This window comes from Streptomyces sp. AV19 (genome assembly GCF_015999245.1).
Lineage (GTDB): Bacteria > Actinomycetota > Actinomycetes > Streptomycetales > Streptomycetaceae > Streptomyces.
Window position 1 is genome coordinate 253,568 of record NZ_JAEAMR010000004.1, and the last position, 13,360, is coordinate 266,927.

At 74.2% G+C, this 13,360-nt stretch carries 14 protein-coding genes and 1 riboswitch; of the genes, 9 read left to right on the plus strand and 5 right to left on the minus strand.

All coding sequences use genetic code 11. From position 1 onward, the window contains the following. Positions 1 to 153: 153 nt before the first annotated feature. The 3 genes from glyA to gcvT form a co-directional block, all read right to left on the minus strand. Entirely contained in the window at positions 154 to 1,431 is a 1,278-nt protein-coding gene (glyA, locus tag I5Q34_RS05900; protein ID WP_199891081.1) for a serine hydroxymethyltransferase, read from the minus strand. Between the two features lie 33 nt (positions 1,432 to 1,464). Next, the gene (gcvH, locus tag I5Q34_RS05905) at positions 1,465 to 1,842 is read right to left on the minus strand and encodes a glycine cleavage system protein GcvH (RefSeq protein WP_199891082.1); all 378 of its coding nucleotides are present in this window, start codon (positions 1,840 to 1,842) and stop codon (positions 1,465 to 1,467) included. 85 nt (positions 1,843 to 1,927) lie between these two features. After that, entirely contained in the window at positions 1,928 to 3,073 is a 1,146-nt protein-coding gene (gene gcvT / locus I5Q34_RS05910) for a glycine cleavage system aminomethyltransferase GcvT (protein ID WP_199891083.1), read from the minus strand. A gap of 155 nt (positions 3,074 to 3,228) precedes the next feature. Beyond that, positions 3,229 to 3,326: riboswitch (glycine riboswitch) on the minus strand. A gap of 156 nt (positions 3,327 to 3,482) precedes the next feature. On the opposite strand from gcvT, the gene I5Q34_RS05915 reads away from it, so the two are divergent. The 5 genes from I5Q34_RS05915 to I5Q34_RS05935 all read left to right on the plus strand — a co-directional run bounded on the left by I5Q34_RS05915 (position 3,483) and on the right by I5Q34_RS05935 (position 7,973). Next, the gene (locus I5Q34_RS05915) at positions 3,483 to 4,136 is read left to right on the plus strand and encodes an AAA family ATPase (protein ID WP_199891084.1); all 654 of its coding nucleotides are present in this window, start codon (positions 3,483 to 3,485) and stop codon (positions 4,134 to 4,136) included. 56 nt (positions 4,137 to 4,192) lie between these two features. After that, the gene (locus I5Q34_RS05920; protein WP_199891085.1) at positions 4,193 to 4,978 is read left to right on the plus strand and encodes an enhanced serine sensitivity protein SseB; all 786 of its coding nucleotides are present in this window, start codon (positions 4,193 to 4,195) and stop codon (positions 4,976 to 4,978) included. Between the two features lie 125 nt (positions 4,979 to 5,103). Next, the gene (locus tag I5Q34_RS05925; RefSeq protein WP_277965637.1) at positions 5,104 to 5,859 is read left to right on the plus strand and encodes an enhanced serine sensitivity protein SseB C-terminal domain-containing protein; all 756 of its coding nucleotides are present in this window, start codon (positions 5,104 to 5,106) and stop codon (positions 5,857 to 5,859) included. Positions 5,860 to 6,436: 577 nt separating this feature from the next. Continuing rightward, positions 6,437 to 7,351, plus strand: coding sequence for an aminoglycoside phosphotransferase family protein (locus tag I5Q34_RS05930; RefSeq protein WP_277965511.1), 915 nt, complete (start codon positions 6,437 to 6,439; stop codon positions 7,349 to 7,351). Positions 7,352 to 7,370: 19 nt separating this feature from the next. After that, positions 7,371 to 7,973: an HD domain-containing protein gene (locus I5Q34_RS05935; RefSeq protein WP_199891087.1), complete on the plus strand. Its 603-nt coding sequence runs from the start codon at positions 7,371 to 7,373 to the stop codon at positions 7,971 to 7,973. Here I5Q34_RS05935 and I5Q34_RS05940 read toward each other — a convergent pair. Further along, positions 7,942 to 8,250 (minus strand): hypothetical protein, encoded by a 309-nt coding sequence (locus I5Q34_RS05940; RefSeq protein ID WP_307811644.1) that lies wholly within the window; start codon positions 8,248 to 8,250, stop codon positions 7,942 to 7,944. The two genes, I5Q34_RS05935 and I5Q34_RS05940, sit on opposite strands and share 32 nt — an antisense overlap. 61 nt (positions 8,251 to 8,311) lie before the next feature. On the opposite strand from I5Q34_RS05940, the gene I5Q34_RS05945 reads away from it, so the two are divergent. Both I5Q34_RS05945 and I5Q34_RS05950 read left to right on the plus strand, forming a co-directional pair. Beyond that, positions 8,312 to 9,448 carry a DUF5954 family protein gene (locus I5Q34_RS05945; RefSeq protein ID WP_199891088.1) on the plus strand — a complete coding sequence of 379 codons (1,137 nt, stop codon included), beginning with the start codon at positions 8,312 to 8,314 and terminating at the stop codon, positions 9,446 to 9,448. A gap of 154 nt (positions 9,449 to 9,602) precedes the next feature. After that, positions 9,603 to 10,517 (plus strand): NADP-dependent oxidoreductase, encoded by a 915-nt coding sequence (locus tag I5Q34_RS05950; RefSeq protein ID WP_199891089.1) that lies wholly within the window; start codon positions 9,603 to 9,605, stop codon positions 10,515 to 10,517. A gap of 63 nt (positions 10,518 to 10,580) precedes the next feature. On the opposite strand, the gene I5Q34_RS05955 is transcribed toward I5Q34_RS05950, so the two are convergent. Then, entirely contained in the window at positions 10,581 to 11,234 is a 654-nt protein-coding gene (locus I5Q34_RS05955; protein ID WP_277965406.1) for an NAD-dependent epimerase/dehydratase family protein, read from the minus strand. Between the two features lie 424 nt (positions 11,235 to 11,658). Here I5Q34_RS05955 and I5Q34_RS05960 point away from each other — a divergent pair, with 424 nt between their 5' ends. Then, positions 11,659 to 12,321, plus strand: a complete 663-nt coding sequence (locus I5Q34_RS05960) for an HD family hydrolase (protein ID WP_199891090.1) — start codon at positions 11,659 to 11,661, stop codon at positions 12,319 to 12,321. Between the two features lie 164 nt (positions 12,322 to 12,485). Then, positions 12,486 to 13,271, plus strand: coding sequence for a phosphatase PAP2 family protein (locus I5Q34_RS05965; protein WP_199891091.1), 786 nt, complete (start codon positions 12,486 to 12,488; stop codon positions 13,269 to 13,271). Positions 13,272 to 13,360: the final 89 nt, after the last annotated feature.

A 13,360-nucleotide genomic window follows, 5' to 3' on the forward strand; every position in this document is an offset into this window, starting at 1 on the left:
TTCGCGCGTACCGGGCGGTACTGTGCGCCCGGTCACGATTGCGGGCCGCTCGGCCGCGGTGGCGGCTCGGTGGGCCCACGTGGTCCGGGGCACCCGCCCACTGTGCAGTGTGCGTGGTGCCCCGGACCGGCGGGTGAAGCGCGTGCTTCGGGCCTACTTCAGGCCGGGGTACAGCGGGTGCTTCGCGGCCAGGGCCGTGACGCGGTCGCGCAGGGCGGCGGCGTCGGCCGCCCCGAAGGGAGAGGGCGCCTTGAGGGCCTCGGCGATGACGTCCGCGACCTCGCGGAAGTCGTCCGCCGTGAAGCCGCGGGTGGCCAGCGCCGGGGTGCCGATCCGCAGGCCCGAGGTGACCATCGGGGGGCGCGGGTCGTTCGGGATGGCGTTGCGGTTGACCGTGATGCCGACCTCGTGGAGGCGGTCCTCGGCCTGCTGGCCGTCCAGCTCGGAGTTGCGCAGGTCCACCAGGACCAGGTGCACGTCCGTGCCGCCGGACAGGACGGAGACGCCGGCCTGCTTGGCGTCGTCCTGCATCAGGCGCTCGGCGAGGATCTTCGCGCCCTCCAGCGTGCGCTGCTGGCGCTCCTTGAACTCCTCGGTCGCCGCGACCTTGAAGGACACCGCCTTGGCCGCGATCACGTGCTCCAGCGGGCCGCCCTGCTGGCCGGGGAAGACCGCCGAGTTGATCTTCTTGGCGAGCTCGGCCGTGGACAGGATCACACCGCCGCGCGGACCGCCGAGGGTCTTGTGCGTGGTGGTGGTCACCACGTGCGCGTGCGGCACCGGGGAGGGGTGCAGCCCGGCGGCGACGAGGCCCGCGAAGTGGGCCATGTCCACCATCAGGTACGCGCCGACCTCGTCGGCGATCCGGCGGAAGGCCGCGAAGTCCAGCTGGCGCGGGTAGGCGGACCAGCCGGCGACGATCAGCTTGGGGCGGTGCTCCTTGGCGAGGCGCTCGACCTCCTCCATGTCGACCAGGTTGGTCTGCTCGTCGACGTGGTAGGCGACCACGTTGTAGAGCTTGCCCGAGAAGTTGATCTTCATGCCGTGGGTGAGGTGACCACCGTGGGCCAGGTTGAGGCCCAGGATGGTGTCGCCCGGCTTCAGCAGCGCGAACATCGCGGCGGCGTTGGCCTGGGCGCCCGAGTGCGGCTGCACGTTGGCGGCCTCGGCGCCGAACAGCGCCTTGATCCGGTCGATGGCGATCTGCTCGACGACGTCCACGTGCTCGCAGCCGCCGTAGTAGCGGCGGCCCGGGTAGCCCTCGGCGTACTTGTTGGTGAGGACCGAGCCCTGGGCCTCCATGACCGCGACCGGAGCGAAGTTCTCCGAGGCGATCATCTCGAGGGTGGACTGCTGGCGGTGGAGTTCGGCGTCGACGGCGGCGGCGACATCGGGGTCGAGCTCATGGAGGGAGCTGTTCAGAAGCGACATGAGTTCTTCCTGGCGAGGGGGGAGGAGGCGGGGTCAGCCGGCGAAGTCGGTGTACGCGGCGGCGGTCAGCAGCTCCGCCGGCTCGTCCGTGATCTTCACCTTGAACAGCCAGCCGCCCTCGAAGGGGGCGGAGTTCACCAGCGAGGGGTCGTCCACGACGTCCTGGTTGGCCTCGACGATCTCGCCCGTGACGGGTGCGAAGAGGTCGCTGACCGACTTGGTGGACTCCAGCTCACCGCAGGTCTCGCCGGCGGTGATGGTGTCACCGGCCGCCGGGAGCTGGGCGTAGACGACATCGCCGAGCGCGTTGGCCGCGAACTCGGTGATACCGACCGTCGCCACACCGTTCTCGTCGGTGGCCGACAGCCACTCGTGCTCCTTGGTGTAGCGCAGCTGCTGGGGGTTGCTCATGGGTCGATTCTCCTGTACGCGGGTCAGTGCTTGTGCAAGGGGTCTTGACAGGTGAGACGGAACGAAGGAACCGAAGGGAAGTGGATCAGCGCTCGCGCTTGTAGAACGGCAGCGCCACGACCTCGTACGCCTCGTGGCTGCCCCGGATGTCCACGGCGACGCCGGGCGTCCCGGGCGCGGCGTGGCCGGCGTCCACGTAGGCGATGGCGATCGGCTTGGCGAGCGTGGGGGAGGGGGCGCCGGAGGTGACCTCGCCGATCACCGTGCCGGAGCCGGCGACGACGACGGGGTAGCCGGCGCGCGGCACCCGGCGGCCGGTGGCCACCAGGCCCACCAGCTTGCGCGGCGGGGCGCTCGCGGCGCGCTCGGCGGCGGCCTCCAGCGCCGCGCGCCCCACGAAGTCGCCCGGCTTGTCGAACTTGACCACCCGGCCGAGCCCGGCGTCGAAGGGCGTGGTGGCCGTGGTCAGCTCGTGCCCGTACAGCGGCATGCCCGCCTCCAGGCGCAGCGTGTCGCGGCAGGAGAGGCCGCAGGGCACCAGGCCTGCGTCCGCGCCCGCCTCGGTGAGCGCCTGCCACAGCCTCGTGGCGTCGGCGGGGGCGACGAACAGCTCGAAGCCGTCCTCGCCGGTGTAACCCGTACGGGCGATCAGGGCGGGGACGCCCGCGACCGTGCCGGGCAGGCCCGCGTAGTACTTGAGGCCGTCCAGGTCGGCGTCGGTGACGGACTTGAGGATGCCCGGGGAGGCCGGGCCCTGGACGGCGAGCAGGGCGTAGTTCTCGTGGTCGTCGCGGACGGCCGTCTCGAAGCCGGCCGCCCGCTCGGTGAGCGCATTCAGCACCACCTGGGCGTTGGAGGCGTTGGCGACCACCATGTACTCCTCGTCGCCCAGCCGGTAGACGATCAGGTCGTCGAGGATGCCGCCGCGCTCGTCGCAGATCATCGTGTACCGCGCGCGGCCGACGGCGAGTGCCGAGAGGTTGCCCACCAGGGCGAAGTCGAGGGCCTGGCCCGCCTGCGGGCCGGTGAGGGTGATCTCGCCCATGTGGGAGAGGTCGAAGAGGCCGGCGCGGGTGCGTACGGCGACGTGCTCGTCGCGCTCGCTCCCGTAGCGCAGCGGCATGTCCCAGCCGGCGAAGTCGGTCATCGTCGCACCGAGGCTGCGGTGCAGCGCGTCGAGCGCGGTCAGGCGGGGTGCGGCGTTCTCAGGGGCTGCGTTTTCTGAAGACATGGCGGCGGAACTCCCGGGCAGGCGGTCGCGAGGCGTCGATACATCAGCCTCCCCATCTGTCATCGGAACCTGAGAGGTTCACCGGGACCCCCTGGAGGGCGCTCGGCTTGCACCTTGGGTGGGACCGCGCGCGGCGGCCCGCTTTTCAGATCTGCCTCGCCCGTGCGGTATCGGGGCCTGAGAGATTCAAGGGAGGAACTTGCTCCTTCGGCGCCCGGCACACCACGTGCCGGAACTCTCCCGCGCGGATTCGAGCGGCCGGTATGCAGTTGGTCGTGCAGTTGGCGCGCACATCATTGCACGTACGGGCGTGCGATGGGCCGTTCGGAGACCATCGCATTGCATTACTTTTCCTTTACCCGCTTCGGGTACACCGACGGCAGCGACGGACGACGAGAGGGCGGGGACTGTGCGAACGGACGTCCAGGCGGGGGTTCCCGGAGCCGCGGGGGAAGCCGGCGTCCCCGTGCGGGACCTGCGCGGAGCGCCCCGCGCCTCCTGGGAGCTGCGCTGCCGGGCCGGCGATCTGCTGGTGGTCTCCGGGCTGCCCGGCAGCGGCAAGTCCACCCTCATCCGGCGGGTGGCGCCCGCGCTGGACGGCCGGGGCGAGCCCGTGCCCTGCCTCGACTCCCAGGACTCCCGCGCCCGCCTGGAGCGCAGACTCCCCGCGCGCCTCCCGTACGGCCTCTACCGCCCCCTCGCCCGGATCGCGCACTACGCGCGGCTGCGCGCCGCCCTGCGCTCCGGCGCGAGCGTCGTCGTGCACGACTGCGGACGGACCGGCTGGGTGCGCCGCTGGCTCGCCCGCGAGGCCCGCCGCCGCGGCACCGGACTGCACGTCCTGCTGCTCGCCGTGGCGCCGGATACCGCGCTCGCCGGCCAGCGGACCCGCGGCCGGACCGTCTCCGCGTCCGCCTTCGGGCGGCACCGCCGCGCGATGGAACGCCTGGTCGCCGCGGCCGCCGACGGCCGGGTGCCGGCCGGCGCCGCCTCGGTCGTCCTCCTGGACCGCGCCGCGGCGGACGCGCTGGGCTCCATCGCCTTCGACCCGGGCCCGTCCTGACGGAGGGGCAGCCGCTAGGGTGCACTGCGGTCGATACGGGACGGCGGTTGGAACGGATGAGCATCCCCGAGCAGTACGGGCACAGTCGGGACGGGCACGGCCAGGACGGGCAGGACTGGCCCGCGAACGAGCTGGAGCGGACCCTCTCCTCCTGCGTGGGCCTCCTCGGGGCCGGCGCCCGCATCGTCGAGGAACTCGGCCGCAGCAGCGTGTGGATACCCCTGCCCAACGGCGGCGGCCCCGGCAGCGCCGACCTCGACCTGCCCACCGTGGAGCTCGACGGCGGCGCGTTCGTCCCCGTCTTCAGCTCCCACGCCGAGTTCCTGCGCTGCGCCGGCGACCGCATGCCGTTCGCCGTCGCCCCCGCCGCCGAGTTCGCCCGCGGACTGCCCCCGCAGGCCGGCATCGTGCTCAACCCCGGCGGGACCGTCGGCGCCCCGCTGCCCCCGGCGGCGGTCGCCGAGCTGTGCCGCGCGGGACAGCTGCGGCTGGAGGGCGAGCCCAGCGGCGGCCGGGTGCGCCTCTTCGAGCCCGACTGGCAGGACGAGCCGACCGCCTTCCTCGCCGCCGCCGGGCTGGAGTTCACCGCCGCGCGCGGCGTCCGCACCGCCCGCCGCGCGCTGGCCAGCGTCGAGGGCGGCGCCCCCGCCCTGTTCGTCGGCGTCGAGCTCGACCTCCCCGACGACGACAGCCGCGCCGCCGCCCTGGACGCCCTCGGCCGCGCCCTCGGCAAGGTGCCCGTGCCCTGGCCCGTGCAGCTCGTCCTCCTCGACGTCGCCCGGGACCCCGTCGTCGACTGGCTGCGCGAGCGCGTCGGACCGTTCTACGACCGTGACCGTTGACTGCTCTCCTGCGGGCCGCCGCGGCCTCGTAAGCTGGTTGGACGACCGTACGGGAGGCGCGACCGCGCCGTGAGGCAAGGGGCGGGCGCGGGGTGCGCGTCGGCCCGCAGAAGGGGCGGGGTCAGGTGAGCGCGGGCGCGGGGAACGGCGTGGAGCAGGTGCTGCGCCAAGTGGCGCCCGGACGCTACGACGTCTACGAGGCGCTGCTGCGCTCGGTCGCCGAGGGACACCTGTGGATGCTGCTGTGGCACGGACAGGCCGGGTCGCCCGACGCGCAGTACGGGAACATGGAGGTCGACGGCCTCGGCTACGCCCCCTGCGTCACCTCCGACCGGGAGCTCGCCGCCAGCGGCTGGAACCGGGCCCACGAGGTCGTCCCCGGGCGCTCGTTGGCCGCCTCCCTCTACCCCGGCCGCTGGGGCCTGTGGCTCAACCCCCACGCGCCCGGCGGCGGCGTCGGCATCCCCTGGCTCGACCTGCGCCGCATCGCCGGCGGCCTGGACCGCCTGCCGGCCGGCCCGCTGCGCATCACCGAACCGGTCCTGGAGATCCCGCAGTTCTACGCGCTGCTCGCGCAGCACGCGGCGCGGACGCCCGCGGTGCGGGCGCTGCGGCGGGCGTGGGTCCAGCCGGCGGTCGGCGCCGCGTATCTGGCGATCGGGCTCGACCTGTACGACACGTCCCAAGCCGCCGTGGAATCGGTGCGGTTGATGATGGGTCAGGTGATCGGCGCCGCACCGGAGGGGCTGCCGGTCTCGACCGTCGCCCTGTCGGACGAGTACGACCCGGTGGGGATGTGGATGCGGGCGCATGCGCGGCCGTTCTACGGGCATGAGGTGGGGCCGCAGGTGCCGTTGGCGGGGTACGGGTACCCGCACTAGGCGGGTTGTTGTTGGGAGGGTGCCCCAGTCCCGCCCTTTCACCGTTTCTTCCGGGGCTGCGCCCCGGGCCCGTAATGCGGCTTCGCCGCGTTGACCGGGGGCTTCGCCCCCTGGGCCCCTGGAACCGCGCTTCGCGCGGTTGTCCTCAAACGCCGGACGGGCTGAAGTGCTCGCTGCCTCGCTGCCTCGCTGCCTCGCTGCCTCGCTGCCTCGCTGCCTCGCTGCTCAAATGGTCGAGTCTATCGGACGGCTCGGAGGAGGGGGTCGGGTGCGGCGGCATGGGATCGATCGTACCCTCGGCCCCACATGCCCCACCGGGCCCACCTGTTCGCGACTACGGCGCCGACCTGCGGACGCGGCCTGTCGCCCGCCGCGCGTCACCGGCTGAACCGCCCCGGGGCGTCCCGGAGTTATCCGAATGCGCCCTGCCGACCGACCGCCTAGGGTGACCGCATGCTTTGACGTCCGCCCGGCAGCCGGGCACCCCCATCGCACTCCTTCGATCGCCGCGTCCCCCCCGACCGACCCCGGCCCCGAAGGAGCCCTTTCCGTGCCCACATCCACGCCCACCTCCACCATCGCCGTCCCCGACGCCTTCGCCGCGTCCTACGGAGCCCACGGCGCCGCCGAACGCGCCTGGCTCGCCGGGCTGCCCGACCTGGCCGCCGAGTTCCTGGACCGCTGGGGCCTGCGGGCCGACGGCCCGTCCGCCCACGGCATGGCCTCGCTCGTCGTACCCGTCGTCGTCCGGCACGACGGCACGCCCGCCGTGCTCAAGCTCCAGCAGCTCCGGGAGGAGACCGCGGGCGCGGCCGCCGGCCTGCGGGCGTGGGACGGCGACGGGATCGTCCGCCTGCTCGACCACGACGAGCCGACCGCCACGCAGCTGCTGGAACGCCTCGACGCGACGCGGCCCTTGTCCTCCCTCGCCGATGACGCCGATGACGACGCGGCCGTGGGCGTCCTGGGCGGACTGCTGGCCCGGCTCACGGCCGTGCCCGCCCCGCCGGGCCTGCGGCGGCTGTCCGACGTCGCCGGGGCGATGCTCGACCGGGTGCCCCGGGCGATGGAGGCGCTCCGGGACCCCGCCGAGCGGGAGTTGGTCCGCACCTGCGCCGCCGCCGTGGCCGAGCTCCTCGACGAACCCGGCGACCGCCTCCTGCACTGGGACCTGCACTACGACAACGTCCTCGCCGGGGACCGCGAGCCCTGGCTCGCCATCGACCCCGAACCGCTGGCCGGCGACCCCGGTTTCGAGCTGCTGCCGGCCCTCGACAACCGGTGGGACGCGGTGGTGGCGACGGGGGACGTCGCACGCGCGGTCCGGCGCCGGTTCGACCTGCTGACCGAGGCGCTGGGGCTGGAGCGCGGGCGGGCCGCCGGGTGGACGCTGGGGCGGGTGCTGCAGAACGTGCTGTGGGACGTCGAGGACGGGAAGGAGGCGCTGGACCCGGTCCAGGCCGCGGTCGCCGGGGCGTTGCCCGTCCGATGACGACGGGTACCCTTCCTCGGTGACCTCCCTCCCCACCGACGCCGAGATCCGCGCCCTGCACGAGAAGTACGCGCCCTCGCGGGCCGCCTTCGAACTCGTCCACACGCACTGCGAGATCGTCCGTGACATCGCCCTCCAGCTCCTGTCCACCGACGGCCGGCACGCGCTCGACGCCGAACTCGTCCGCGTCGGCGCCCTGGTGCACGACATCGGCGTCTACCGGCTCCTCGGCGAGGACGGCTGGCTGGAGGGGGTCCCGTACGTCCGGCACGGCGTGCTCGGGCACGAGATCCTGCGGCAGGAGGGGTTCCCGGAGCGCCTGTGCCGGTTCTGCTCCTGCCACACGGGCGTCGGGATCAGCCGCGAGGACATCCGGCGGCAGGGGCTGGACCTGCCCGCCGCCGACTACCTGGCCGAGACGGGGGAGGAGCAACTGGTGATGTACGCGGACAAGTTCCACACCAAGTCCACTCCTCCCGCGTTCGTGTCGGCGGATGCCTACGCCGCGCAGATCGGCCGCTTCGGCGCGGAGAAGGCCGTCGCCTTCGCGGAGCTGCGCGCGCGGTTCGGGGAGCCCGGGCTGGACGGGATCAGGGAGCGGTACGGATACGCGCCGGCGTGAGGGCGGCCGTCGCCAGGGCGAGGGCCACGAGGAGGGCGGCGGCCCACAGCGGGGAGCGGCCGCCCAGACCCGCGTCGAGGGCGGCGCCGCCCAGCCACGGCCCGGCTGCCGCGCCCGTGTTGAGAGCCGCCGTGGCGAAGGCCCCCGCGAGGGTCGGGGCACCGGCCGCCGCGTAGAGGGCGCGGGCGATCAGGGTGGAGCCGACGGCGAACGCGAGTGTCCCCTGGAGCGGACCGAGGGCGGCTGCTCCAGCTGGAACCCGCCGCCATATCCCCAAACCCCTTCCGTCCGTTCCGTTTTGCTGCGCGCGCCCCGCCGCGACCTCCATGCTGGGTGGCATGTCCGATCACAGTGAGCAAGTGCCGGGTTACCGACAGATCAGGATGACGGTGCCGACCGCCCCGGTAGCGGCCCTGGCCGACGAGGAGGCCTGGCGGGCGCGGGACGGCTACCCGGACATCCTGGGTGCCGGGGGCGCGGTGTTCGGGGTGGCCCGGGAGCGCGGGGCGGGTGGCTGGGAGATCCTCTCCCACCTCGGCGACCACGCCCCGCAGGACGCCAGGGACACCCTCGCCTCGCACTTCCGCAAGCTCGAGCAGGACGCGCGGGCCGCCGGCGACCGCGCCCTGCGCGAGGAGTGCGCCGCCGCGTACGAGCTCCTGGACTGGGAAGCCATCGACGAGTTGACCGTCCACGGCTGCCGCTACCGGGTGGTGCGCGGGGAGCGGTTCATCCGCATGGGGCCCGACGGCCCCGAACCCCCGCGTCCCTCCGACCCGGATCCGGCGAGACCGGGCCACGGTCACCGGGTCCCCGACCCCGTGGACGGCTTCGTCGTCGACACGGTCACGGCCACGGGCATGTCCGAGGGGATCCTCAAGGCGGAGCTGCTCTCCCTGGTGCGCAAGCCCGGCACCGTACCGGCCGACGTCCGCGACGACTCGATGCGGGCCGCGCACACCCACCCCGGAGGGGTGCTGCTGCCCGCCACGTTCATGATCGCGGAGCGGGTGGGCGGCCAGTGGGAGCCGGTCACCAGCGGCAGCAAGAACCCGCAGGCGGCCCGCGACACCCTGACGATGGACCTGCGCGTGATGGCCCCGGTGATGCGGCGGCTGGGCACCCGCGAACGCGCGGAGTACGCCCGGGCCGCCGACCGCCTCGACGCGGACCGGGCCGACGAACTGCGGGTCATGGAGCGCCTGTTCCGGGTCGTCCGCGTCGAACGCCTCGTCCGCGTGGGCCCGGACGGTCCGGAGGGCCCGCGCCCGTCCGACCCCGACCCCCAGCCCCCGGTCCTGGTGCACGACCGGCAGCTGAAGGAGCAGGGCCTGCTCCGGGACGAGGGCGAGGGCGAGGAGGAGGAACCGCCGGAGGAGCTCAAGGAGATGATGGCGCTCGCGGAGCGCGAGCGGGAGCGCCGCCGCCTGCGCGACGAGGCGGGCGGGGCGGACGGGGCGCGGGGCGCGTACTGAGGGTGCGGGCCGCTCCGGCCCGGTGGCGCCGGCGCCCGTCCTCGGCTCCGGGTCCGGGCGCGGCGGCCCCGTGTACCGCCCGTGGCGGCGCGGGCGGGGCCGGGCGGTGAGTGGCATCCTGACCGCAGCAGGCGATCTTCAAGGAGGCAGATCGATGAAGGCGGTACGCATCCACGAACGGGCGGGGGCCGAGGCGCTGGTGGTGGAGGAGGCGCCCTACCCGAAGGCCGCGGAGAACGACGTGATCGTCCGGGTGCACGCGGCCTCGTTCACCCCCGGCGAGCTCGACTGGCCCGGCACCTGGGAGGACCGGGCCGGACGGGACCGCACCCCCGTGATCCCCGGCCACGAGGTCTCCGGCGAGGTGGCCGAACTCGGCTACGGGACCACCGGACTGACGGTAGGTCAGCGAGTGTTCGGCCTCACGGACTGGACCCGGGACGGCACGCTCGCGGAGTACGTGGCCGTCGAGGCGCGCAACCTGGCGCCGCTGCCCGCCGCCGTCGACCACGTCACGGCCGCCGCCCTGCCGATGGCCGGGCTGACGGCCCGTCAGGCCCTGTTCGACCACGGCGGTCTGCGGGCCGGGCAGACGGTGCTGGTGCACGGGGCCGGGGGAGCGGTGGGGCACGTCGCGGTGCAGCTGGCCCGCGAGGCGGGGGCCGTCGTCGTCGGCACGGGACGGGAACGCGACCGTGCCGCGGTCCTGGAGGCCGGCGCGGAGCGCTTCGTCACCCTGGACGGCCGCTTCGAGGAGGAGGTGGGGCAGGTGGACGTCGTCATGGACGTGATCGGCGGGGACATCCTGGACCGTTCGGCGGCGGTCGTACGGGCCGGCGGGACGCTCGTCACCATCTCCGCGCCGCCGAAGGTGCGGCCGGTGGACGGCCGCGCGGTCTTCTTCGTGGTCGAGGCGGACCGGAGGCAGCTGGAGGAGCTGGCGGGGTGGGTGCGGGAGGGGAGGCTGGTGCCGCGGGTGGGGTCGGTGAGGCCGCTGGATGAGACGCGGGACGCCTTCCTCGGCAAGGGGCGGGTGCCCGGGAAGTCGGTGGTGCGGGTGGTGGAGTGAGGGGGTGCCCTCTCTGGGGGAGGGTCGGGGCGCATCTCACCCACGGCTCCGCCGGGGCATACGTCACCCACCCAATAACCCCCGCTCCTCCTCCCCCGAGAAACCCACCGACAACTCCGGCTCCCCCCGCCCCCGATCCCACTCCCGCACATCCCGCACCGTCACCTCCAACGGCGTCGCCGGCAGCCCCGCCGCCCGCGCCCGTGCAGCGCTCCGCTGCTGCGTCGCCCAGCACTCCCGCACCAGCGGGAACATCGGAGGCACCTCCTCCGGAAACACCCGGACGAGGTCCACCTCGGAGGCCGCCACCCGCGCGCACGTCTCGATCAGGCCGCCCAGAGTCACCGGCTCCGCCGGGCCCACCGCCTGGAAGGCGCCGGCCCGGTCGTCGGCGAGCAATCGCACGACCAGACGGGCCAGATCGCGTACGTCCAGCACCTGCACCGGCTGCCGGGGATCCGTCGGCACGGCCACCCGCCCGCCCCGGGCGGCCCGCCGCACCCAGTAGACGAAGGTGCCCATCGGGTCGTACGGCCCGACCACCTTCCCCGGCCGCACGATCGTCGCCCGCTCCCCGTACCGCGCGAGGACGTCGTCCTCGCAGGCCACCTTGAACGGGCCGTACGTCGAGCCGTCGAGGACCTCCGTGTCGCGGACCGGCCGCCGCCGCGGCGCGGATTCGTCCGAGCCGGGCGCCAGCCCCTCCGTCTCGTACACCGCGTGTGCTGGAGACGAACAGATACCGCCCGACCCGGTCGCCGAGCGCGTCCATCGCCTGCCCGACGTGCCGCGGCAGGAAGCCGCTGACGTCGACGACCGCGTCCCAGCGGCCGCTGCCGCGCAGCGCGGCGCAGTCCCCGGCGTCGCGGTCGCCGAGGAGCCTCGGCACCTCGGGGAACAGGCCGGCCCCGGTCCGGCCCCGGTTGAACAGGGTCACCGAGGAGCCGGCCCGCAGGGCCTCCGTCACGACGGCACGGCCCACGAACGAGGTGCCGCCCAGCACGAGCAGTCGCATGGCCGCGACCCTACGCCCGCCCCGGGCGCCCCTGTCCAGGCCCCGGCAGCCAAGATCGTCCGCCCGGTCCGGCGGCGTCTAGGATGCCGATGATCAGCCGATGCCCCGTCGCACCCCGGGAACAGGATGGACGCCGACCTGCGCCGCCTGCACGACTTCATCACCTTCACCGCCCGCCTCCGCGAGGTCGAACGGCGCAACAACGCCACCCCCTCGCGCCGGGAGAGCGTGGCCGAGCACTCCTGGCACCTCGCGATGGTCTGCTGGACCCTGCACGCCCGCTTCGAGCGGGAGTGCGGCCACTCCCTCGACCTCGGCAGGATGATCAAGATGTGCCTGCTGCACGACGTCGTGGAGATCGAGACCGGGGACCCGTCGGCCTGGCACCGGGACGGCGCCGCCGACGCGGACAAGGCGCGCGCCGAGGAGGAGGCGGCCCGGCGCCGCTTCGCCGGCCTCCCCGGCGGGCTCGGCGCCGAGCTGCTCGCCCTGTGGGAGGAGTACGAGCGCGGCGAGACGCCCGAGGCGCGCCTGGTGCGCGGCGCGGACCGGCTCAACCCGGCGCTGATGCGCTGCCTGACCGGTCAGGGCTGGGCGGACGTGGACGCGGACGCCGCCGCGCTCGACCGGCTGCAGCTGCCCCGGGTCGGCGTCAGCGGGACGCTCGCCGCGTTGTACCGCGAGGTACGGGACACCGCCGTGGCGCGCGGGCTGCTCGACGACAACCCACGGCTCGACGGCAACCCACGGCTCAACGACAGCCCACGGCTCGACGGCAACCCACAGTGACGGCAGAGGCACCGGGCGTACGGACTTGGGGGCCCACCCGCTCTCGCGTGTACTTTTTGATGTACGGGCCGCGCCGATCACCGCTCGGGCGCGGCACCGAACTCGTCATTCCGTGCGTGCAGCCGACCAGGCGCCGCCATGCCGATACGAAGGACGCCCCACCCATGCCCTACGTGCGCCACTGGTTGCGCAACTCCGTCCTGTTGTTCGCGGCAGCGATCGTGCTCGGGCTGGTCGCCGCGCACACCTCGCTGATCCAGCCGCACGACCTGGACCTGGACCGCACGATCCAGACCAACACCCGCACCGGCTGGCTGAACGACGTCATGGAGGGGGTCAGCTACCTGGCCTCCCCGGTCGCGGGAGTGATCATCCTCGCGATCTGGTGCGGCTGGCTGCTGTTCGTCCGGCGCCGCCCGATCACGGCCTCCGCCACCTTCCTGGTGGTCGCGGTCGGCTGGAACAGCACCCAGGTCGCCAAGGCCGTCGTCGCCCGGAACCGGCCGCCCCGGCAGTTCATGCTCGACCCCGAGATCGGCTCCAACAGCTTCCCCAGCGGCCACACCGCCTTCACCGTCGCGGTCGCGGTCGCCGTCTACTTTCTCTTCCGCAACTCCCGCCACCGCCGTACCGTCGCCGTCCTCGGCGTGTGCGCCGTGCTGCTGGTCGCCTTCTCCCGGATGTACGTCGGCGCCCACTACCCGACCGACACCTTCGGCTCGGTGCTGGTCGCCGGCTCGGCGATCCTCTTCGTCACCGGCGTGTGGCACGCCTGGCTGCTGCCGCGGCTGGACCGGATCCCGGTGGTGGGCCCGCTGCTGGGCCGCTTCGGGCTGGAGGAGGAGCGGGCCGAGCTCGCCGCGCGGCAGGACGGCGGCGGGTATCCCGGCGTCCCGGGCCCCGGCGGCCCGCGCCGCCCCGGACGCCACCGCAGGCACGCGGCCCGCTGACGCGCCGCCCCCGACGGCCCGCCGACTCCCCGGAGCGGCGGGCCGTCGCCGTTCGCGGGGCCCCGAGGCGTCGCGGGAGGTTCCGGGGA